This window comes from Sphingomonas sp. SAFR-052, from assembly GCF_051965015.1.
GTDB lineage: Bacteria > Pseudomonadota > Alphaproteobacteria > Sphingomonadales > Sphingomonadaceae > Sphingomonas.
The window spans coordinates 392309-414320 of sequence record NZ_JBQCMO010000002.1; the positions used below are offsets into that span (position 1 = coordinate 392309).

Genomic DNA, 22012 nt, shown 5'->3' on the forward strand with positions numbered 1-22012 from the left:
CTGGCATGGCGACGGTGGTGCTGACCGTGGTGGGGGGCGCGATCGCCGGGCCGATCGGGGCGGCGGTGGGAGCGATGGCCGGGCGGGCGATCGACGATCAGCTCTTTGCCGGTCCGCCGCGCGAGGGGCCGCGGCTGCGGGAGTTGCAGGTGCAGCTGTCCAGCTATGGCGCGGCGATCCCGAAGCTGTTCGGGACGATGCGGGTGGCGGGGACGGTAATCTGGGCGACCGACCTGCGCGAGGCGGCGACGAGCAGCGGCAAGGGATCGTCGCGGGTGCGGCAGTACAGCTATTCGGCATCGTTCGCAGTGGCGCTGTCGGCGCGGCCGATCCGGGGGATCGGGCGGATCTGGGCCGAGGGGAAGCTGCTGCGCGGGGCTGCCGCCGACTGGAAGACGCGGACCGGGTTTCGCTGGTATCCGGGCGACGAGGCGCAGGCGCCCGATCCGCTGATCGAGAGTATCGTCGGCATCGGTCGGGCGCCGGCGCATCGCGGCATTGCCTATGCGGTGTTCGAGGATCTGGCGCTGGCCGATTTCGGGAACCGCATTCCGTCGCTGACCTTCGAGGTGATCGCCGACGAAGCGCCGGTGCCGGTCGGGCGGATTGCGGAAGTGCTGGGCGAGGGGGCGATCCGGGCGGAGGCGGCGGGGCCAGCGCTGATCGGCTATGCGGCGAGCGGCACGCGGGTGCGCGATGCGGTGGCGGCGTTGGTCGATCCGCTGGGCGGCTGGTATGCGCCCGATGGCGAGGGGACGCTGCTGCGGATCGGGAACGGGGCGGCGCGGACCATCGCGGACGACGGGCCGGCGGGCGAGGCACCCGAATGGCGGCGGGCGCCGATGGTGCCGAGCGACGTCGCCATCGCCTATCACGACATCGCGCGCGATTATCAGGCGGGGGTGCAGCAGCTGCTGCGGCCGGGTGGGGCGCGGCGGATGCTGCGCGTCGAGTTGCCGGCGGTGCTGGATGCAGCGGGAGCGGCGGCGATCGCCGGCGACCTGGCGGCACGGGCGGTGCTGGCGGGCGAGGTGCGCACCGTCGTGCTCGACTGGCGATCGATCGATATCACCGCCGGCGACCGCGTGACGATCGCGGGCGAGGCCGGACTGTGGCGGGTGCGACGAACCCGGATCGAAGCGATGCGGATCACCATCGAGCTGGTACGGATCGCGGCGGCGACGCTGCCCGCGCCGGCAGCGGTCGGTCAGCCGCGGCTGGCCGAGGATGTGGTGGCGGGGACGACGCGGCTGCTGCTGATCGAACTGCCCGCAGAGGCGGGCGAAAGCGCACCGGTGGTCGCGGCGGTGGCGGCGGGCACGCGTGAGGGTTGGCGGCGGGCGATGCTGCTGACCGGCGACGATGCCGGCGGCTGGACCGAGATCGGCGACAGTGCGGCACCGGGGGTGATCGGCACGGTGACGCTGCCGCCCAGGCCGGCGAGCGCGCTGATCGAGGATCGCAGCAACAGCATCGAGGTGACGCTGCTGCACGATGCGATGTCACTGACCGGGATCGACGCCCAGGCGCTGGATCGCGGCGGCAATGCGGCGCTGGTCGGCGACGAGATCGTGCAGTTCGCGCGGGCCGAGCGGATCGGCCCGGCGCGCTGGCGGCTGTCGGGGCTGTGGCGCGGGCGGCGAGGGACGGGGGCGGCGATGGCGGGGCACCAGGCTGGCGAGGCGTTCGTCCTGCTCGACCCCGCCACGCTGCGGCGGATCGAGGAGCCGGTGCCGGTGACCGGGCGGATGGTGAAGGCGATGGCGGTGGGGATCGCCGCCGACGATGTCGCGACCGCGACGATCGTGCCTACCGAGCACGGGCTGGTGCCGCCGGCCCCGGTGCACCTGACCGCCGAGATGCGGGCCGGGATGCTGGAGCTGCGCTGGATACGCTGTGCGCGCGGCGTGGTGGCGTGGCGCGACGGGGCGGAGGTGCCGATCGGCGAGGAGCGCGAGGCGTATCGCGTGACGGTGAGCGACGGTCGCACGATTGAGGTGACCGAACCGCTGCTGCGCGTCGCGCTGCCGGCCCAGCCGCTGACCATCGCGGTCCGCCAGATCGGCACCAACGGCGCATCGGATGCCGTGACCACGACCTATCGACCGGAGACGAAGTGATGACCGAACAGACCAGCCGCCTGGCGCTGCCGCTGCTGCACGCCTCGCAGGCGCAAAAGGAAATGACGCACAACGAGGCGCTGACGCTGATCGATCTGCTGTTGCACGGATGCGTCGCCGGCGTGGCCGAGGACGTGCCGCCGACGAGCCCGGCGGTCGGTTCGTGCTGGATCGTCGGGCCGGCACCGACCGGCGCCTGGGCGGGCAAGGCGCGGCAGGTTGCCGGCATGACGCCAGGCGGATGGCGATTCGCACCGCCGCGCGAAGGCATGCGATTGTGGTGGTCCGGCAGCGAAACGACCGTGGAGTTCCGCGGGGGTGCGTGGCGGGTCGGCGAGTTGCGGGGCAGCCGGCTGACGATCGACGGGGTGGCGGTGGTCGGCGCGCAACGTGCTGCAATCGCTGCGCCCGACGGGGGTTCGGTACGCGACGAAGAGGCGCGAAAGACGCTGTCGGCGGTGCTGGCGGCACTGCGCGGACATGGGCTGATCACCACGTGATTCCGTGGCAATCGTGCAACACCACGATTTTTGTGCGCTTGCGCGGAAACTATCCCTTCGATACTTGGTTTGCGCTGTCCGTAGGACAACTGTGAAAGGGGACTAGAATGCGGAAGCTTGCCGTCACTTTGGCGCTCGCGACCACTGCGCTCGCAACTCCCGCCCTCGCCCGCGACAACGCGTGGTATGTGGGTGTGGAAGGCGGCGCGATGATCGTCGAAGACATCGACTATGATCTGACCACGCCGGCCGGTGGCGTCACCACCGTCGACAGCAACTATGGCTATGACGTCGGTGGCACCGTCGGTTACGATTTCGGTGCGCTGCGCATCGAAACCGAAGTCGCGTACAAGAGCGCGACCGTCGACGAACTGCGCACCACCGGTTCGATCGCAACCGGCGCGACCACTTCGGTCGGCGCAGGCACCTATAGCGGCGGTGGCCGTACCTCGGCGCTGTCGTTCATGGCGAACGCCCTGCTCGACTTCGGCGATGACGATGCCATCAGCGGCTTCGTCGGCGGCGGTGCCGGTGTCGCGCGCGTCAAGGCGCACGACTATCGCGTGAACAACAACTTTGCGGCGCTCGACGATTCGGACACTGTGTTCGCATGGCAGGCTCTGGCGGGTATCCGCGCGCCGCTGAGCGAAAATGTCGACGTGTCGCTGAAGTATCGCTTCTTCAACGCCGACGACGTTCGCCTCGTGAACGTGCGTGGCGTCGGCTATGACGGTCGTTTCCGGTCGCACAGCCTGCTCGGCGGTCTGACCTTCAACTTCGGTGCGCCGACCCCGCCGCCGCCGCCGCCGCCGGCTCCGGTCGAAACGCCGCCGCCGCCGCCGGCTCCGGTTGAAACGCCGCCGGCACCGGTCGTCACCTGCACCCCGGGACCGTACATCGTGTTCTTCGAATGGGATAAGTCGGACGTCACGCCGGAAGCGGCTGGCATCCTCGACAACGCCATCTCGAACTACCAGTCGTGCGGCAACGCCCAGGTCATGCTGGCAGGCTTCACCGACCGTTCGGGTTCGGCGCAGTACAACGTCGGCCTGTCGCAGCGTCGCGCCGATGCCGTCCGTGCCTATATGGAAGGCCGTGGCATCTCGGGTGGCGTGATCTCGACCGAAGCGTTCGGTGAAGCCCGTCCGCGCGTCGAAACCGCCGATGGCGTCCGCGAGCTGCAGAACCGTCGCGTGGAAATCACCTACGGTCCGGGTTCGGGCATGTAATTCAGCTTCTTTTCGAAGCGGAATTCTCGGAAGGGAGGTCGGGCAACCGGCCTCCCTTTTCGTTTGGCCGGGTCGTCACGATCGGTTCGGTCGGTGGAATTGGCGGGACAGGATATGGACGAGCGCGAAACGGCCTGCGCTCCGGCGGCGGTGCCATCGGGATTCGCAGCGGACGTCGCCGGCTATCGCTGGGCACGCGACATGGTCGGCGAATCCGGCGGGTCGATCCATCGCCTGTACGGCAAGGCGGGGGCGCCCGACCTGTTTCTGAAGCAGGGCGAAGCGGCGGTGGCCGACGATGTGATTGCCAAGATGGTGCGGCTGCGCTGGCTGACAGGACGGGTGGCCGTGCCGGAACTGGTACGTTTCGAAGCGACCGTGGATGCGGCATGGCTGCTGACGACCGCGCTGCCGGGGCGGACGGCGTGGCAGATTCTGGACGCGGAGCCGGAGCGGGCGGGCGAGACGGTCGATGCGCTGGCCGATTTTCTGCGCGCGCTACATGCCGTTCCGGTCGACGACTGTCCGTTCGACAGCGGACATGCCGTTCGGCTTCGCGCCGCGCGCGCGCGGATCGACGCCGGTCTGGTCGATGAGGACGATTTCGATGACGCGCGGCAGGGCTGGCGTGCGGAGCAGGTTTGGGACGCGATACAGCGCCTCCTGCCCCTGACGCCCGATCCGGTCGTGACGCATGGCGACTTTTCGCTCGACAATCTGCTGATCGAGAACGGCCGGGTGGTCGGCTGCATCGATCTTGGCCGTGTCGGGGTTGCGGACCGCTATCAGGATCTGGCGATCCTCGGCCATTGCCTGGACGAATTCGGCGATGGGCTGACCGAGCGGATGTTCGGGCGCTATGGTATCAGGCAACCGGACCAGCGGAAGATCGACTTCCACCTGTTGCTCGACGAGTTATTCTGACGCGGACGCGGTAATGGCGGCGTTCAGCCAGTCGGGGCGGAGCGCTTCGCCGAGATCGTCGACCTTGCGATGTTCGACGGCGAGGCCGAACGCCTCGTAAATCAACCGGGTACGCGGGCCGGGGGTGTTGGTCGGGACGACGACCAGCCGGCGGTTGACGGTCGAACGATAGTTCATCCGTGCGGTATTCTCCTGCCCGACATAGCAGCCCTTGGTGAAGCTGACCCCGTTCAGTTCGCGGGCATTGCATTCGAGCCAGAGCGTCTGGCCGTCGCCCAATTCGGTGCGGCCTTCGGTCACGCCATGGCGCAACCGGTGTTCGGTCCAGCCCGAGGCGGGGTCTCCGGCTTGGGCCAGCCAGCGGCGGCCGAGTGCGGCCAGTCGGGGATCGGAAACGCCCCGATCGCCGGTCGGGGACCAGTGGACGCCGAGTTCGCTGCGCTCGATGGTCACCGCGCGGCGCAACCGGTAGAGGGTCAGCCGTTTGGCGAGCGCGTCGACGGCATCGGCTTCGCAATCGATCAGGATCGCGTCGCCGTCCGCCCACAGGAAAAAGTCGAACAGCGCCTTGCCCTGCGCACTGAGCAGTGCCGCCCATTGCGGGGTGTGGGGGGTGACAGCGCCCATGTCCTGTGTCACCAGCCCCTGCAGAAAGGGGCGCGCTTCGTCGCCGCCGATGCGCAAGACGGCACGGTCGGCAAGCCAGGTTCCGGGGGTGGTAACGGTCATGGTCAACAGGTAGGACGGCCCACCCCCTGGCTACAAGAGGCGGCAATGGCGACCTTCGATACCAAGCTTACCGGTGGCACCGTCCACCTTCCCGGCGGCCCGGCGCGGGTCGATATCGGCATCACCGACGGCCGCATCGCCGGCATCGGCGTGGCCGGCGACGCGGGCGAGACGATCGATTGCACGGGCCTCGACATCCTGCCGGGCGTCATCGACACGCAGGTCCATTTCCGCGAGCCCGGGCTGGAGCACAAGGAAGACCTGGCCAGCGGATCGATTGCGGCGGTGATGGGCGGGGTGACCGCGGTGTTCGAGATGCCGAACACCAAGCCCGCGACCGATACCGAGGAAGCGATCGCCGACAAGCTCGCCCGTGCGAAGGGGCGGATGTACTGCGACCACGCCTTCTATGTCGGCGCGACGGCGCGCAACGCCAACCATCTCGACGAACTCGAGCGCCTGCCGGGGACGGCGGGCGTCAAGATCTTCATGGGATCGTCGACCGGCGACCTGCTGGTGTCGGAGGATGACGACCTGCTGCGTGTGCTGCGCTCGGGCCAGCGGCGCGTGGCGATCCATGCCGAGGACGAGACCCGGATGATCGCACGCGAGGGCGAGCGGGTGAGCGGCGACCCCGCCTCGCATCCGGTGTGGCGTGACGATGAAAGCGCGCTGATCGCGACGACGCGCATCCTGCGGCTGGCACGCGCGGCCGGACGGCGGGTGCATGTGCTGCACGTGACGACGCCGGCCGAACTGGAATTGCTGGGCGCGAACAAGGATATCGCGTCGTGCGAGGTGACGCCGCAACATCTGACGCTTGCAGGCGAAGAGGCGTATCCGCGGCTTGGCACCTATGCGCAGATGAACCCGCCGATCCGGTCGGGCGCGCATCGCGACGGGCTGTGGTATTGGCTGAACCAGGGGGTGCCCGACGTCATCGGATCGGACCATGCGCCGCACACGATCGAGGAGAAGGCGAAGCGCTATCCGGCGACGCCGAGCGGCATGCCGGGGGTGCAGACGCTGCTGCCGCTGCTGCTCAACCATGTCGCGGAGGGGCGGCTGACCTTGCAGCGGCTGATCGACCTGACCAGTGCCGGGGCGCAGCGCATCTTCGGGCTGGCGGGCAAGGGGCGGATCGCGTTCGGCTATGACGCCGATTTCACGGTGGTCGACCTGAAGCGGCGCTGGACCGTCGAGGAAAGCTGGCTGGCGTCGCGCGCCGGCTGGTCGCCCTTCACCGGCGATGCGCTGACCGGGCGGCCGGTCGGGACGATCGTGCGCGGGCGGACGGCGATGTGGGAGGCGGAACTGGTCGGCGGGGCGCAGGGGGCGCCGGTTCGGTTCGAGTCTACCGCGTTTCGGCGGTGAGGTCGGCGGCGACGCGGGCAAAGCCCGCGTCGTCGGTCGGCCTTCAGCCGCCGGTCGGGCTGGGGCGAGTCCCGCAGTTGCGGGCCGCCCCGCGCCTTAGAACGGCAGCCATTTCTGCTTTTCGCTGAAGCGCATATAGCCGACATTGGCGCCCAGCCGCCAGCCGACGCCCAGACGCACCGGGATGAGCACCACGTCGCCGCGCCGCAGATAGCTGGCCGAGAAGCCACCGACGAAATAGGCGCGCCCCTCGGCCGCCGGGAAGCGTTTGTAGAGCTCCTGCGAATCGTAGAGGTTGTAGACCAGGACGAACACCTTGGTCGCATCGCCGCCGACGTCGAAGCCGACCGACGGACCGGTCCAATAGACCGGACGCTGCCCCTCGACCCGGTGGTTCAGGATGCCCGAGCCATAGCGCAGGCCGACGACGAACGCGCCCGCCGCCTCGCGCCCGGCGATATAGGCGTTGGGCTTCCCCTGATCCTTCAGGATATTCTCGATGATCCCGGCGAGCCCCTCGGCGCCGCGGCCGAACACGCCCTCGGCCGCGCCGATCAGGTCGTCGCGTTCGAACGTGTCGTTGGCGGTGGTGGTCGCGGTGCTGCTGGGCGGGGCCTGATCGACCGGCGGCTGGGTCTGGGCGGGCTGGACCGGTTCCTGATAGGCGGGCGGCACGTCGCTGCGCTGGGTCGGCTGTGGTGCCGGGGCAGGCGCCAGATCGCCGTCGATCGCATCATTGGGGTCGACGGTGCGCACCTGCGCCTGGGCAGGGACCGCCAGCAACAACAGCGGTGCCATCCACCCGATCAACCGTTTCATTCGATACTCCCCGCGTTCCTACCCGAGCGCGCACGATAGCGGCCAAGCGCCTGTCCCTGCAATGAACGCGCGCCCGATCGGCCGGCAATTACGTTCAACGTAGGGAGTTGATCGCCGCGACAACCCCCGCTATAGGCCCGCACTCCAAGGCGCGACGCGCTTGGGAGACGTGGGTGAGTGGCTGAAACCAGCGGTTTGCTAAACCGCCGTAGGGGGATTACTCCTACCGAGGGTTCGAATCCCTCCGTCTCCGCCATGGGTGCTGCTAAGCAGTTGTAGTGGCTAGCAAATGTTGCTGGTCGGTGGTATGACCTACAAGCTATCCAACATATTGCGTTCGCCAGGGTCAGGACCCATTGATATGAGGATCGCGATCTGATTCAGGCTCTGCGAGGAGACCCGAATGAGCGACCTTTTTTGGCTGACGGACGAGCAGATCGAGCGGCTGCGGCCGTTCTTCCCCAAGAGCCACGGCAAGCCGCGTGTCGATGACCGGCGGGTGCTCAGCGGCATCGTCTTCGTCAACCGCAACGGGCTGCGCTGGCGAGACGCGCCAAGCGCGTATGGTCCTCACAAGACGCTGTATAACCGGTGGAAGCGCTAGGGCGAGCGAGGCGTATTCACGCGCATGATGGAGGGGCTGGCGGCGGTCGATGCGGAGCCCAAGACCGTGATGATCGACGCGACCTACCTGAAGGCGCACCGCACGGCATCAAGCCTGCGGGTTAAAAAGGGGATCTCGGCCGCCTTATCGGCCGCACCAAAGGCGGCATGAACACAAAGCTCCATGCCATCGCCGACGCGAACGGGGGCCCTTGAGCTTCTTCATGACCGCGGGCCAGGTTAGCGACTACACCGGGGCGGCCGCGCTGCTCGATGACATGCCTGCGGCACAGTGGCTGCTCGGCGATCGCGGCTACGACGCCGACTGGTTCCGCGACGCTCTCCAGGCCAAGGGCATTCAGCCCTGCATACCGGGTCGCAAATCCCGCAACGAGCCGGTCCGATACGATAAGCGCCGATACCGACGACGCAGCCGCATTGAGATGATGTCTGGCCGCCTCAAGGACTGGCGCCGCGTCGCAACCCGCTACGACCGCTGCCCCACCGCCTTCTTCCCCGCCATCGCCCTCGCTGCCACCATCATCTTCTGCCTGTAATCAACGAGTCCTGACCCTAGGAACAGATCGAAGTTTTCGAGCCGCAGATCGCCTTCGTGCTGAAGTAGACGGATGCATAAGAATGAAAAAATCTGCTGCTTGCTAGAAATAGACTTCATTTTCCAGCGAATTACTTCGTTCGACACCTGCCAAACCCAACCAGGAACTTTTCAAAAAGAATGGACCAATCCGAAGGGCCTAGATCAGTATTGCCTCTGGTCAATCGACGCCGGTGACCGCCAGCAGGGCGAAGCTGGCAAGCCAGTGTTCGCCCATATAATCACCCGCGACCTGATCGATGGCGACCGCCAGATGATCGGCGGCGGCGGTCGCGAGCACTCGCCCAGCCGCCCCGTCAATGACCTGGGCGATGGCGCGCATCGCCCAGGCACGACTGAGGTTCAGCCCGTCAAGATGCGCGATCCGCCCGTCGCTGCGGTCGCTGACCTGCGCGGGGGCGAGGAGCGATGCAGGCTCCCCCTCAGCCAGCCGGGGCAGGAAGTCCGCGAACCACGCGGCAAAGGCATTGGCGGGCAGCAAACGCTGCATCGCCATCGCCTCCATCAGCACCGGGGACAGGAAATCCTCGCCGCTCGGCTCCCACGCCTGAGCCGCCCGGTCGCCACCGAACCACTGGCCCGCGCGCCGCGCCATCAGTGCCCGCAGGTCCGCATCGCCCACGACCCGCGCATAGCGGTCGGCCAGCACTAGCGCGAAGGCGGTATTGGCATGGGTGCCGACCCGCACCGGATAGGTCATCAGCGGCAGATGCGACCGCCATCGGTCCGCAAAGGCATCGGCCAGCGGACGCAGCGTCGCAGCATGGGGACCGCCCGCGACAACCAGCTCGCTGTGCAGCATCAACAGCCATGCCCAGCCATAGGGCCGCTCGAACCCGCGCGACATCGGCTGGTCGAGATAGGCGCGTTCCGCCTCTACCTTGTCCGGGATGAAGGCATCGGCGAACAGTGCGTCGATGGCTGTACCTTCGGCAAGATCGGGGAACAGCCGCCGAAGCCGGGCGAGCAACCAATAGCCATGGACGCAGCTGTGCCAGTCGAAGCTCCCGAAGAAGATCGGATGCATCCGGCGCGGCAGATAGGCGTCGGCCTCACCGGTCATCACATGATCCGCCTTGTGCGGATATTCGCGGGTCACATGGCCAAGCGCGATGCGGGCGAGAGCGGAGGCTTGGGCGAAAGTCATCGGATCGGTCCTCCGGGAAAGGCGCAGAGCGTCAGCACCGCGATGTTGAATGCCAGCAGGACGATCGCGGTCGGCCATTGGACGCGGATGACGCCGAACCGGTCGCGCAGCTCGAGGACGGCGGCGGGCACCATGTTGAAGTTCGCCGCCATCGGGGTCATCAGCGTGCCGCAGAACCCCGACAACATGCCGAGCGCGGCGACGATCGCCGGATCGCCGCCGAACTGGCGAATGACGATCGGCAACCCGATCCCGGCGGTCATGATCGGGAAGGCGGCAAAGGCATTGCCCATCACCATGGTGAACAAGGCCATGCCGATACAATAGGCGATGGTCGCGACCAGCGGTGTGTCGAGCGCGACGACGCTCACCACGCCGTCCGCTACCACCTTGCCCACCCCGGCCAATGCGAAAACGCCGCCCAGCGCCGCCAGCATCTGCGGCAGGACCATTGCCCAGCCGATCGCATCGACGAGCCGCCGTGCCTCTGCCACCGGGGCGGATCGCGGCGGGCGGGTGAGCCGCATCGCGAGTAGCAGCGCGACCCCCGCGCCGAGGGTCAGCGCGACCAGCGTCACCTGTTTCGGGTCGATCGCCGCGAACCCGGCGATGCGGCCGTCGTCGACCAGCAGCGTCCCTGTGAGCGTGACCGCCGGGATCGCCAGCGCCGGCACGAACAGCCGGTTGCCGAGGCGAGATGCCCGGCTTGCCTGCGCCTGAGGTTCGTTGGCGGCCAGCGGCGACGGCCGTAAACCCCGGGTCGCAAGGCCGACCATGATGAGGACGAGGCACCCGTTTCCAAGGTCGGGCAACCATGGCCCGACCCCAAGCAAGACCGCGAATATCCCCCAGAAACCGGTGTTGCGCCACCGGGTCGGCTCGGTCCGGTCGCAGGCATGGTGTACGGCGACCGCCGCCGGCAGCGTCGCCGCCGCGATGCCGAGCGCGTCCAGCCCGATCATGCCCGACGCTTCAGGCGGCGGTCGAGCAGCAGCAGTCGCACGCCATGGACAAGGAACGCGGCGATCGCGGTCGGGATCGCCCATACCGCCACGTCGATCGGCGCGACGGTCACGCCATCCTGTTCGAGGATCGCGCGGATCAGCAGGATCGATCCGATGGCGATGAACACGTCCTCGCCGAAGAAGACGCCGATATTGTCGACGGCAGCGGCGTGCGCGCGAATATGGTCGCGCGTGCCCGCGTCAAGCGGACGATGCTCGTCGCGCTCCTCCGCCCCTTCGGCCATCGGCGCAACGATCGGGCGCACCATTTGGACATGGCCTCCCAGCGAGATTAGGCCCAGCGCGGCAGTGATCTGGCGTAGCGCAAGATATCCGATCAATACCCGCCCGGTCGTCGCCCGGCGCAACCCCTGAACGATCATCCGCGCCCGGAACTTCAGGCCCGCGCGCTCCAACAAGCCGATCGTCGGTAGCGCGAGGAACGGAATCGCGAGGAAGCGTGCATCGACGAACGCCTTGCCGATCATCGCTACCACTTCGACCGGCCCATGGCCCGCCGCTGCGGCGCTCGCCAGCGCCGCGACGGTGACGACGAGCAGCGGGTTCACACCCAGCGCGAAGCCGATGACGATGATCGCGATCCCCGACAGGACCAGCATGGCGTACCTTCCTTACAAGGTCGCGGCGGCACGGGCCGCCTGGGTGTACTGGCCAGACAGGCGGCGCAGCAGGTCTGCCGCTTCCGACAAATGCGCGCTGTCCGGCCCATCGGCGACGACGGCACCGGCCAACACGCGTTCGCGGATGTCGCGATACCGAGCGCAGAAGTCGCGCCCGGCGTCCGTCGCCGCCACGAGCGTCTCCTTGCCCGCGCGATGGGTGGTGACCAGCGCGGCGCGCGCCAGCTTGCGGACGGCATAGGTGACGAGGTGCGTATCCTCGATATCGAGGACGAGGGTGATGTCGGCGATCCGCTTCGCGCGATCGCGGTGACGGACGGTGTGTAGGATCAGCACTTCCAGGGGGGACAGCGCGACACCCGCCGCGGCCGCGCAGCGCGCGATCCACCGCTGATACGCCGACGCTGCCAGCGTCAGGCTGAACTCCAGTTCGGACAGGGCCGGGGCCGCGCCATCGGCGAGATGCGCCGACGATACGATGGCGCGCTTCTCCTGTGCCATAGGCCATGTCCCCTTTCGAATACGAAGGGTTGCGCCAGGCCGCTGATCTGTCAATCCTCGCCAAGCATTCGTCGACGATTTATCGACGATTCGACGGTAAGAGGGGTGGATATGGCAGGCTGGTCTTTCTGGATCGATCGGGGCGGCACCTTCACCGATGTCGTCGCGCGCGCGCCCGATGGATCGTTGCACACCGCCAAGATGCTGAGCGAGAACCCCGAACGTTATGCCGATGCGGCGATCGCCGGCATCCAGGAAATCCTGGAGCTCAGCGAAAACGAAGCCTTGCCGGTGGACCGCATCGCGGCGGTCAAGATGGGGACGACGGTCGCCACCAACGCCCTGCTCGAGCGCAAGGGCGCGCGCACGCTGCTGGTGGTCGACTATGGCTTCGCCGACCTGCTGGCCATCGGCGACCAGACCAGGCCACGACTATTCGATCTCGCCGTTCGCCGGCCTGATCCGCTGTACGACGACGTCATCGAGATTGGCGGCCGGATCGATCGCGACGGCGGGCAGGTTACACCGCTCGACGAGGCCGCGACGCTCGCGCTGCTTGCCGCCAAGCATGCCGAAGGATTCGACGCGGTGGCAATCGCGCTCGCCCACAGCTGGGCGCATGGCGCGACCGAGGCGCTGGTCACCGACCTCGCCCGCCGCGCGGGCTTTGCGCAGGTATCGGCGAGCCATGCGGTCAGCCCGCTGATCGGCTTGGTCGCGCGCGGGCAGACGACGGTAGTCGATGCCTATCTGTCGCCGGTGCTGCGCCGCTATGTCGATGGGGTCGCGGGTGCGCTCGGCCCGGTCCCGCTGCACTTCATGCAGTCGAACGGCGGCCTTGCCGAGGCGCGGGCATTTCAAGGTAAGGACGCAATCCTGTCCGGTCCGGCGGGCGGCGTCGTCGCGGCGGCGCGCACGGCGCAAGCGGCGGGGTTCGATCGGGTGATCGGGTTCGACATGGGCGGCACCTCGACCGACGTGATGCTCTATGCCGGGCGGTTCGAACGGGTCCTGGACGCCGAGGTGGCTGGCGTCGAGATGCGCGTGCCGATGATGGCGATCGAGACGATCGCGGCAGGCGGCGGGTCGATCCTGCACTATGACGGATCGCGGTTCCGCGTCGGCCCCGACAGTGCGGGTGCCGTACCCGGTCCTGCCTGCTACCGGCGGGGCGGGCCGCTGACCGTGACCGACGCCAATGTGCTGGTCGGCAAGGTGCAGCCTGGCATGTTCCCCGCCGTGTTCGGGCCGAACGGTGATGAACCGCTCGACGTCGCGGCCACACGGCGCGGCTTCAGCGACCTGGCCACCGCGATCGGCATGGACGATCCGCGCCGGGTCGCCGAGGGTTTTTTGGAGATCGCGGTCGCGCAGATGGCCGCCGCGATCAAACGCGTCGCACTGGAACGCGGCGAGGATGTCACGACCTTCGCATTGCAATGTTTCGGTGGGGCGGGCGGGCAACACGCCTGTCGCGTGGCCGAGGTGCTCGGGATGCGCACCGTCCTGATCCATCCCTTTGCCGGGGTGCTGTCGGCCTATGGCATGGGTCTGGCCGACAGGGTGGCGATCCGCCAGCGCTCGGTCGAGCGGCCGCTGGGCGAGGCGCTGGACGATCTCGTCGACGCCTTGGCCGAAGAAGCGGCCCAAGAGGTCGACGCGGATGCCCGGCGGGTCGCGACCGTATATCTGCGCTATGCGGGAACCGACACCGCGCTCCCCGTCGATCGCGCGGATGTCGACACGATGCGGATAGCGTTCGAGGCGGCGCACCGTGCCCGCTTCGGCTTCGTCAGTCCGGAGCGTGCGATCGTCATCGAAAGCGTGGTGGTGGAGGCGATCGTAGCCGGTGAACCGGTCGCGAGCCGTCCGACGTTCCTGCGTGCCGACGGCCCGTCTGCGCCGATCGCCTATGTCACCGTCTGGACCGGCGGGACCGAGCATCACACCCCGGTCCACGACCGTGCCGCTCTGCGTCCCGGCCACCGGATCACCGGCCCGGCCCTGATCCGCGAAGCAATCGCGACGACGATGGTCGAGCCGGGCTGGGCAGTGACGGTCGGCGACGGCGGCGATCTCGTCCTGCGCCACGGCGGGGCCGCCACGCAAGCGGCACCGGACCCGACGATTGTCGATCCGGTACGGCTGGAGCTGTTCAACACCCGCTTCATGGGCATCGCCGAGCGGATGGGCGTCGTACTGCGCAATACCGCGACCAGCGTGAACATGAAGGAACGGCTCGACTTTTCCTGCGCGTTGTTCGACGCGCAGGGGCGGTTGATCGCCAACGCACCGCACGTGCCGGTCCATCTGGGGGCGATGGGCGAGAGCGTGCGTACGATCATCGCCAGCCGGGGTGCGACGCTGAAACCCGGCGACGTCGTCGCGCTGAACGACCCGTTCAACGGCGGTACGCATCTCCCCGATGTGACGGTGATCGCGCCGGTGTTCGACGATGGCGGCGAAATCCGCTTCTTCGTCGCCAATCGAGGCCATCATGCCGATATCGGCGGGTTGACCCCCGGATCGACTCCGCCGAATTCGCGAACGCTCGACGAGGAAGGGGTGGTGATCGACGACTTCCTGCTCGTCGACGGTGGTGACTTCCAGGAAGCCGCATTTCGCGCCTTGTTGTCGCAGGCCCGTTATCCCGCGCGCAGCCCCGATACCAACGTTGCCGACATCAAGGCGCAGCTCGCCGCCAACTCGACCGGCATCGCCGAACTCACCGCGTTGGTCGCGACCAGCGGATGGGCGGTTGTGCGCGCCTATATGGGTCACGTCATGACCCATGCGGAAGAAAGCGTTCGCCGCGTGCTGACCCGATTGTCGGACGGCGCGTTCGATTATGCGATGGACGACGGCACGCCGCTTCGGGTCCGTGTGACCATCGACCGCGCGGCGCGCGCGGCGACGATCGACTTTACCGGCACCGGGCGGGCGAGCAGCGGCAACTTCAACGCACCGCCGGCGGTCACCCGCGCGGTCGTCCTCTATGCCTTTCGCTGCTTGGTCGGTGAGGATCTGCCGCTCAACGAAGGCTGCCTCACGCCCCTGAGCATCGTGATCGAGGACGGTTGCTTCCTGTCGCCCCCGCCCGGCAGCGCGGTGGTGGCAGGCAATACCGAGGTGAGCCAGGCGGTGTGCAACGCGCTGCTGGGGGCGTTGGGGGCATCGGCGGCAGCACAGGGGACGATGAACAACTTCCTGTTCGGCAACGACCGCTATCAATATTACGAGACGATCTGCGGTGGCACCGGGGCCGGTCCCGACTTTGCCGGCACGTCCGCCGTGCACAGCCATATGACCAATACCCGCATTACCGATCCCGAAATACTTGAACATCGCTATCCCGTACGGCTCGACCAGTTTGCGATCCGTCGTGGGTCCGGCGGGGTCGGTGCGCGTTCGGGCGGCAACGGCGTGATCCGTTCGATCACCGCGCTGGAGCCGATGACCGCGACCATCGTCGCCTCCCGCCGCACGGTCGCACCCTTCGGTCTGGCGGGCGGCGGCGACGGCGCTGTCGGCATGCAGCGGGTGGACCGGCACGACGGCACCATCCAGCAACTAGCCGGGGTCGATCAGGTCGAACTCGCTTCCGGCGACCGGTTCGTGATCGAGACCCCGGGCGGGGGCGGCTATGGCCTACCCTGATCGGGGAGGGTCACAGCATCGCCCTGCAATCGTCCATGGCCCCGCGCCATTCGATTGCGCGCCGCGCCAGCCATTCGTCGTCGTAATAGGTGCAGTCGTACCGTTTGCCCCCGTCGCACAACAGCGTGACGATGCTGCCCGCCTCACCCGCTGAAACCATCTCGTCGGCCAGCATGAGGCAGGCAACGAGGTTGGTGCCGGTCGACCCCCCGACCCGCCGACCCAGTCGCTGCGACAATGCGCGCATTGCCCCGATCGATACCGCATCTTCGACCGCGATCATGCGGTCGATGACGGTTGGTACGAAGCTTGGTTCGACCCGCGGACGGCCAATGCCTTCGATACAGCTCGCGCACTTCTCGGGCAGGGTCGTGATAGCAGGATCGGCATAGTGCCGGTGGAAAACAGAATGGAGGGGATCAGCGACACATAACTGGGTCGCATGCCGCTGATAGCGCAGATAACGACCGATCGTCGCCGAGGTCCCGCCGGTCCCTGCACCACATACGACCCAGGTAGGGATCGGATGTTCCTCCCGCGTCATCTGGGCGAAGATGGATTCGGCGATATTGTTGTTGCCGCGCCAATCGGTCGCCCGCTCCGCATGGGTGAACTGGTCGAGATAATGTCCGCCGGTTTCAGCCGCCAGCCGCTGGGCGACGGCATATACCGTGCGCGGATCGTCGACCGCGTGTATCTCGCCGCCATGAAAGCGGATGGCATCGATCTTAGGGGCGGCAGTCGTTGCCGGTACGACCGCGATGAACCGTAAGCCCAGCATCCGCGCGAAATACGCTTCGCTGACCGCGGTCGAGCCGGATGACGCCTCGATGACGCAGGTATTGGGACCGATCCAGCCGTTGCACAGTGCATAGAGAAACAGCGACCGGGCAAGTCGGTGCTTGAGACTGCCGGTCGGGTGACTGCTCTCGTTCTTGAGATACAGCGTAATGCCGGCGTGGCGTGGCAACGCGATGGGCACGAGGTGCGTATCGGCTGAGTGGTTGTAGTCCGCCTCGATCAGGCGCACCGCCTCCGCGCGCCACGTCCGGACGTCCTCCATCAGACCAGTCCGTGCTGCGCCAGCAGCAGCGCCAGATCGGCGTCGCGACCGCGAAAGGCGCGAAAGCTTTCCGCCGCCGGGCGGGTCGCGCCGCGCGCCAGCACCTCGGCGCGAAACGCGTCCCCGGTCGCACGATCGACGACACCCGCTTCCGCGAACTTCGCAAAACCATCGGCGGCCAGCACTTCCGCCCATAGATAACTATAATAGCCCGACGCATAGTTCATTGCAAAGATATGCAGAAACGCATGGGGGAAACGGTGCCACGCGGGCGGACGAACGACCGCGACCTCCTCCCGCACCGCCTCGATCACTGCCATCGAATCGTCGCCCAGCGTGCCGAGATGAAGCAACAGGTCGAACAGCGCGAACTCGATCTGGCGGACCAGCGCCATTCCCGCCTGGAAATGGCGTGCAGCGACCATCCGGTCGAACAGAGCGGCGGGTAGGGGCGCGCCGGTAACATAGTGCCCCGACATGCCGGTCAACACGTCGCGATCCCAGGCGAAATCCTCCATCAACTGGCTTGGCAGTTCGATCGCGTCCCATTCCACGCCCGAAGTGCCGGCGATCCCCGGTCGGTCGACTTCAGTGAACAGATGGTGCAGGCAATGGCCGGTTTCGTGCAGCAGCGTCACGACCTCGCGGTGTGACAGTAGCGCAGGCATATCGGCGCCGTTCGGCGAAAAATTGCAAGTCAGATAGGCGACGGGGACCTGGCGGACATTACCGTCGTTCAGCCGTGACCGCGCACCCGCCATCCATGCGCCGCCGCGCTTGCCGGGTCGCGCATGCAGGTCGAGGTAGAGACCGGCAAATACCCCGCCATCGTTGTCGAGGACGTCGAAATAGCTGCCGTCGGGATGCGGAAGTTCAACGTCGTCGCGGGCTGCGAACCGAATGCCGTAAAGCCGCTCGACCAAATCGTGCCAGCCGGCAAGAACGCGGCTTACCGGGAAATAGCCGCGCACCTCCGCCTCGTCGATGGCATGGCGGCGGGTGCGTAACCGGTCGGACGCGAAGCCGACGTCCCAGGCTTGCAGATCGTCCAGCCCGAGTTCCTTCGCGGCGAACGCGCGCAGCGTCGCCATCTCGGTTTCGGCGAACGGCCGTGCACGGGCGGCAAGCGCGCGCAGAAACGCCAGCACTTCCCCGGCATTGGGCGCCATCTTGGTCGCGAGCGACCATTCGACCGGATCGGTGAAACCCAGCAGCTTGGCTCCTTCCCGCCGCAACGCGACGATGCGCGCGATCCGCTCGCCATTGTCGAACTGGCCGGCATGCGGTCCCTGATCGGATGCGCGGGTGCCGAAGGCGGCATAGACCCGCTCGCGCAGCCCACGATTTTCTGCAAAGGTCAGGACCGCCGCAACGCTCGGCATCTGAAGCGTGACCAGCCAGCCATCGAGCCCTCGGGCACGCGCCGCCGCGGCGAACATCGCCTTGTCTGCATCCGACAGGCCCGCCAGCATCGTCTCATCGGTTACCTGCTCGTGCCACGCCGCCGTCGCGTCGAGTACCGCACTCGCAAAGCCATTGGACAGCGACGCCAGTTCGACGGCGATGTCGGCGAAGCGTGCCCGGGCCTCGGGTGCCAGCGCCACCCCGGCAAGCGTCGCGTTGCGGATCGCCTGTTCCACCGCCACCCGATCCGCCTGTGGCAAAGTAGCGAATGCCGGGGTGGCGGCGAGTTTCACGTACAGATCATGCAGGTCGCGGTTCTGTTGGATGCGCATATTGGCCTGTACCAACTGCGCCTGCCCATCGGCATGGGCCGCGCGCAGGGCGGGCGTGTCCGCCACGGCCTGAAGGTGCGACACGGCAGACCACAGGGCATCGATCGCTGTGTCGCTGCGCTCCAGTGGCAACCACGCCTCGGTAAAATGCGAGGGTGCCGTGCGGATGAGCGTGTCGACGGTCGCATCGCGGTCGGCGATGACGGTTGCCACCGCTGCGCCGATCGCATCGGGCGTGATCGCGGCGAAGGGCGGCAGCGTGGTCGCATCCGCAAGGGCGTGGCTCATGGACAGATCCTGTAGAAGTTTCGTGAATTCAGCGGCGGGCGGCGGTGAGGTGGGTCAGCACCATGTCGGGCACTGAGCGCGCGCGCTCCAGGTAACGGGCATTGTTGCGGGCTAGCTGCGCTTCGAATGCCGCGGCGAGTACCGGCGCACGGGCACGGAACAGCGCAGGAATATCGGGATGCGCGCCGGCATCGCGTTGTGGCTGCGTTTCGCGGTAGATTTCGTCCAGCGTGGCGTGCGCCTGTTGGCGCAACACCTCGCCGAATTGCGGTTCAGGGTCTCGATTGACGTCATTCAACCAGACAGAGATCAACGTCGGCAGCACCGAACTGCTGGTCGTGAGCGGCCAGCACGCAGTCGCGCACGCCATCAGCGCGGTCCGGCCGTCGCTCGACGGCGGCTCCGCCTCCAGCGCCCGTTCGATCCGGCTGCGCAGGCCCGCCCAGTCGCTGCGTGTCGGTCGTTTGCCGGCCCGCTCGTGCAGGTGCAGCCGGCGTAGCTCTTCGCGGTAGGGGGCAGCCAGCCGGTCGGCGTGCATGGCAGCCAGCAGATGGTCGACGATCCGCTGCGGCACTTCCGACAAGTCGGCACCGGCGTCTATGCAGGCGACCCAGGTCAGAGCCGCATCGACCGCACGATCGGGGGCGGCATGCGCCGTCATCGGATCCAGCAGGCCCGCCAACGCCAGCGGATAGCCATAGCTTACGGCATAATCGGCACTGTCACCCCCCCGCGTCGAGACGCCCAGCGGCGTGCCGCCCGATCCGTCCCACGCGGTCGGACCGAAGCGCAACGTACCATTCGCTGCATGCGATTCCAGCCGGGCGCATAGCGCCGCCTTGATCGCCGGATCGCCTGCGAACGCGCCGGTCACAGATATCCCTCGATCCACGCGGTGAGCTGTGCCCGCGAACGGAACCCGACGATCCGGTCGATCTCGGCACCGTCGCGGTACAGCGCCAGCGTCGGTACCGACCGGACCGCGAACCGATCGCCGAGCCTCGCGTCGGCTGCCACATCCGCCTTGCAGATGCGCACCTCGCCCGCGAAATCATTGGCGAGATCGTCGAGGATCGGGGCAAGCGCGGTACAGGGCGCGCAGCCGGGCGACCACAGATCGAAGAGGGTCATCTCCTGCCCGGCGGTGACTTCCGCAAAGTCCATGCCGGTAACGTCGGTAATCGTGCGGGCCATTGCTGTCGTGTTCCTTTGCGGCACGCGTCGGTGCCGGTGGCGGCGGTGTCAGACCCGCCCGGTGGGTTGCTGGATGACGGCCGCCTGTGCCTGTCCATCGGCGGAGGTCAGGGTGTGCGTATGATGCGCCAGCAGCGTCTCGTCGTGGATGACGCTGACGATCGTCGCGTCCGGCAACGCTTCGCCGACACATTCGTAGAAATGCCGGGCATTGTCCGCGTCGAGCGCACTGGTCGCTTCGTCGAGGACGAGCACGTCCGGGCGATGAAGCAGGATACGCGCAAGCGCGATACGCTGTTGCTCGCCAGGCGACAGTTCATCCTGCCACAGGCGCAGGCCGTGAATGTCGTCGGCAAGGTTGCCAAGCCGCACCCGCCGCAGCAGTCCCTGGATCACCCCATCGTCGTGCTGCTCGGGCCGGTCGGGAAAGCAGACTGCGGCTTTCAGCGTGCCTAGCGGCAGGTAGAGCCGTTGCGGCACGAACATCGCACGGCTTTCCTCCGCCAGAACGACGCCACCATGGCCGTCGGGCCACAGCCCGGCGAGCGCGCGGACCAACGTCGACTTGCCGGTGCCGGATGCACCGCGCAGCGCCCAGCGTTCACCGTCGCGGACCATCCAGTCGCCGACATGGATCAGCACTTCGCCATGCGGACGGTGGAGCGCCAGATTTTCGGTTGCCAGCGCGATCCCCGGTGCCGTTCCCGCCCTGACGGTGATGCCGGCAGGCCGAACGTCGTCGAGCGCATCGTCCAGCCCCTTGATACGGTTGAAGTAGCTGACCTGCTGACCGATCAGCTGATAGCTTTTGACGAAATAACCGAGCTGCATCCCCAATTGGGCGAAGGCCTGCTGCCCGGCCATCAGCTGCCCGAACGACATGCCACCCGCGAAATAGGTCGGCACCATGATGAAAAGCGGTACGACCGTGCCCAGCCGGTCATAGACGCTGCCTGCCGCCGTAAGCCCGAGCGAGCTGTAGATCACCGAGCGAAAGTTCAGGCGGACCGCGTCGAACGATTGTGCCAGCGCCTGCCGCTCGGTCGCGACGGCACCGGCGAGGCCGATCTGCGGCGCGTTGCGGCGGACGTGGATCAGAGCCGCGCGGAAATCGGCCTCGCGGTGCTGCTGGCGCATCATTGCCCGGACGAAGGGTTGGCCGATCTTCGCGGTCAGATACGAACCGATCAGCGCATAGCCGACCGCGTACCAGACGGTGCTTCCGGGGATAGAGAACGCCGTGCCGCCGAGCGAGAAGCGGATCGGCGGTGCCGTTTCGAGCAGGATCATCGCGAAGGTGACACCCGAGACGATCGATCCGATCAGACGCAGCGCGATGTGCAGTACGCCGATCGACATGCCGACGGCGGCGGTGATATTGTTCAGGTCTTCGGCGATACGCTGGTCGGGGTTGTCGATGATGCGCAGCCGCTCGATCTCCGCATAGCGATTGCGGCGCATCCAGCGGTCGAGATAGTCGCGCGTCAGGAACGTCCGCCACCGGATCGACAGCAAGCCGTCGATCAGGTTTTCGGCGAGGATCATCGCGACCTGCAACCCCATGATCCCGAGGAAGACGAGCATCAGCGGCACAAGCTGCGCCTGTTCGCGCTGCTCGATCGCATCGAAGAACTGCCGCTGCCACTGGTTGGTGCGCAGCAGGATGAAGGCAGTGCCGAACTGGAAGCACAGCAGGGTGATCAGCGCGAACCAAGCGAACTTCCAATCCGGCGACCGCCAATAGCCGCGGACCAGCCGCCACGCATCGCGCCAACGGGCGGTCGCGGCCTGGGGTGAGGCGAGGCCCGTCTCACGACGGACCTCCCCGCTCTGGCTGGGTTGCGGCATCATCGGCGGTCAGTCCCGT

19 protein-coding genes, 1 tRNA gene and 1 pseudogene are annotated in these 22012 nt (G+C 67.3%); 10 read left to right on the forward strand and 11 right to left on the reverse strand.

Features of this window, described 5'->3' with window-relative positions:
• Nucleotides 1-5 precede the first annotated feature (5 nt).
• The 4 genes from ACTHQV_RS04950 (at nucleotide 6) to ACTHQV_RS04965 (ending at nucleotide 4773) form a co-directional block, all read left to right on the forward strand.
• Nucleotides 6-2120: a GTA baseplate fiber-binding domain-containing protein gene (locus tag ACTHQV_RS04950; RefSeq protein ID WP_440488659.1), complete on the forward strand. Its 2115-nt coding sequence runs from the start codon at nucleotides 6-8 to the stop codon at nucleotides 2118-2120.
• Nucleotides 2120-2620: a DUF2793 domain-containing protein gene (locus ACTHQV_RS04955; protein WP_440488660.1), complete on the forward strand. Its 501-nt coding sequence runs from the start codon at nucleotides 2120-2122 to the stop codon at nucleotides 2618-2620. The genes ACTHQV_RS04950 and ACTHQV_RS04955 overlap by 1 nt, the downstream gene beginning before the upstream one ends.
• A 107-nt stretch (nucleotides 2621-2727) precedes the next feature.
• The gene (locus ACTHQV_RS04960) at nucleotides 2728-3849 is read left to right on the forward strand and encodes an OmpA family protein (RefSeq protein WP_440488661.1); all 1122 of its coding nucleotides are present in this window, start codon (nucleotides 2728-2730) and stop codon (nucleotides 3847-3849) included.
• A 114-nt stretch (nucleotides 3850-3963) separates the two neighbouring features.
• A complete protein-coding gene (locus tag ACTHQV_RS04965; RefSeq protein ID WP_440488882.1) occupies nucleotides 3964-4773 on the forward strand; it encodes an APH(3')-I family aminoglycoside O-phosphotransferase in 810 nt (269 codons plus the stop codon).
• Here ACTHQV_RS04965 and ygfZ read toward each other — a convergent pair.
• The gene (ygfZ, locus tag ACTHQV_RS04970) at nucleotides 4765-5502 is read right to left on the reverse strand and encodes a CAF17-like 4Fe-4S cluster assembly/insertion protein YgfZ (protein WP_440488662.1); all 738 of its coding nucleotides are present in this window, start codon (nucleotides 5500-5502) and stop codon (nucleotides 4765-4767) included. The genes ACTHQV_RS04965 and ygfZ overlap by 9 nt on opposite strands.
• A 45-nt stretch (nucleotides 5503-5547) precedes the next feature.
• Here ygfZ and ACTHQV_RS04975 point away from each other — a divergent pair, with 45 nt between their 5' ends.
• Nucleotides 5548-6876, forward strand: coding sequence for a dihydroorotase (locus ACTHQV_RS04975; protein WP_440488663.1), 1329 nt, complete (start codon nucleotides 5548-5550; stop codon nucleotides 6874-6876).
• Nucleotides 6877-6972: 96 nt separating this feature from the next.
• Here the strand turns inward: ACTHQV_RS04975 and ACTHQV_RS04980 are convergent, their stop codons facing one another.
• Complete coding sequence (locus tag ACTHQV_RS04980) at nucleotides 6973-7695, reverse strand: EipA family protein (protein WP_440488664.1); 723 nt, start codon at nucleotides 7693-7695, stop codon at nucleotides 6973-6975.
• 163 nt (nucleotides 7696-7858) lie between these two features.
• Between ACTHQV_RS04980 and ACTHQV_RS04985 the strand changes: the two genes are divergently transcribed.
• The 4 genes and pseudogenes from ACTHQV_RS04985 to ACTHQV_RS05000 form a co-directional block, all read left to right on the forward strand.
• A tRNA-Ser gene (locus ACTHQV_RS04985) sits at nucleotides 7859-7951 on the forward strand.
• 147 nt (nucleotides 7952-8098) lie between these two features.
• A complete protein-coding gene (locus ACTHQV_RS04990; RefSeq protein WP_440488665.1) occupies nucleotides 8099-8299 on the forward strand; it encodes a transposase in 201 nt (66 codons plus the stop codon).
• A gap of 24 nt (nucleotides 8300-8323) precedes the next feature.
• Nucleotides 8324-8470, forward strand: coding sequence for a hypothetical protein (locus tag ACTHQV_RS04995; RefSeq protein ID WP_440488666.1), 147 nt, complete (start codon nucleotides 8324-8326; stop codon nucleotides 8468-8470).
• Nucleotide 8471: 1 nt separating this feature from the next.
• A pseudogene (locus ACTHQV_RS05000) lies at nucleotides 8472-8855 on the forward strand (IS5 family transposase); the annotation flags it as partial.
• 219 nt (nucleotides 8856-9074) lie between these two features.
• Here the strand turns inward: ACTHQV_RS05000 and ACTHQV_RS05005 are convergent.
• The 4 genes from ACTHQV_RS05005 to ACTHQV_RS05020 are packed head-to-tail and all read right to left on the reverse strand — an operon-like array spanning nucleotide 9075 to nucleotide 12207.
• On the reverse strand, nucleotides 9075-10061 hold the full coding sequence (locus ACTHQV_RS05005) for a DUF2891 domain-containing protein (RefSeq protein ID WP_440488668.1): 987 nt from the start codon (nucleotides 10059-10061) through the stop codon (nucleotides 9075-9077).
• Nucleotides 10058-11023: a DUF979 domain-containing protein gene (locus ACTHQV_RS05010; RefSeq protein WP_440488670.1), complete on the reverse strand. Its 966-nt coding sequence runs from the start codon at nucleotides 11021-11023 to the stop codon at nucleotides 10058-10060. The genes ACTHQV_RS05005 and ACTHQV_RS05010 overlap by 4 nt, the downstream gene beginning before the upstream one ends.
• On the reverse strand, nucleotides 11020-11685 hold the full coding sequence (locus ACTHQV_RS05015; protein ID WP_440488672.1) for a DUF969 domain-containing protein: 666 nt from the start codon (nucleotides 11683-11685) through the stop codon (nucleotides 11020-11022). The genes ACTHQV_RS05010 and ACTHQV_RS05015 overlap by 4 nt, the downstream gene beginning before the upstream one ends.
• A 12-nt stretch (nucleotides 11686-11697) precedes the next feature.
• Nucleotides 11698-12207: a winged helix DNA-binding protein gene (locus ACTHQV_RS05020; RefSeq protein WP_440488673.1), complete on the reverse strand. Its 510-nt coding sequence runs from the start codon at nucleotides 12205-12207 to the stop codon at nucleotides 11698-11700.
• Nucleotides 12208-12318: 111 nt separating this feature from the next.
• Here ACTHQV_RS05020 and ACTHQV_RS05025 point away from each other — a divergent pair, with 111 nt between their 5' ends.
• Nucleotides 12319-15864 (forward strand): hydantoinase B/oxoprolinase family protein, encoded by a 3546-nt coding sequence (locus tag ACTHQV_RS05025; RefSeq protein ID WP_440488675.1) that lies wholly within the window; start codon nucleotides 12319-12321, stop codon nucleotides 15862-15864.
• Between the two features lie 10 nt (nucleotides 15865-15874).
• Here the strand turns inward: ACTHQV_RS05025 and ACTHQV_RS05030 are convergent, their stop codons facing one another.
• Genes ACTHQV_RS05030 through ACTHQV_RS05050 form a run of 5 tightly spaced genes read right to left on the reverse strand, consistent with a single transcriptional unit; the run spans nucleotide 15875 to nucleotide 21996 of the window.
• Complete coding sequence (locus tag ACTHQV_RS05030; RefSeq protein ID WP_440488677.1) at nucleotides 15875-16927, reverse strand: PLP-dependent cysteine synthase family protein; 1053 nt, start codon at nucleotides 16925-16927, stop codon at nucleotides 15875-15877.
• On the reverse strand, nucleotides 16927-18951 hold the full coding sequence (locus tag ACTHQV_RS05035) for a M3 family metallopeptidase (protein WP_440488678.1): 2025 nt from the start codon (nucleotides 18949-18951) through the stop codon (nucleotides 16927-16929). The genes ACTHQV_RS05030 and ACTHQV_RS05035 overlap by 1 nt, the downstream gene beginning before the upstream one ends.
• Before the next feature lie 28 nt (nucleotides 18952-18979).
• On the reverse strand, nucleotides 18980-19825 hold the full coding sequence (locus tag ACTHQV_RS05040) for a hypothetical protein (protein WP_440488680.1): 846 nt from the start codon (nucleotides 19823-19825) through the stop codon (nucleotides 18980-18982).
• Nucleotides 19822-20145 (reverse strand): thioredoxin family protein, encoded by a 324-nt coding sequence (locus ACTHQV_RS05045; RefSeq protein WP_440488681.1) that lies wholly within the window; start codon nucleotides 20143-20145, stop codon nucleotides 19822-19824. Before ACTHQV_RS05045 ends, ACTHQV_RS05040 begins: the two co-directional genes overlap by 4 nt.
• A 48-nt stretch (nucleotides 20146-20193) precedes the next feature.
• Nucleotides 20194-21996, reverse strand: coding sequence for an ABC transporter ATP-binding protein/permease (locus tag ACTHQV_RS05050; protein ID WP_440488682.1), 1803 nt, complete (start codon nucleotides 21994-21996; stop codon nucleotides 20194-20196).
• Nucleotides 21997-22012 lie beyond the last annotated feature (16 nt).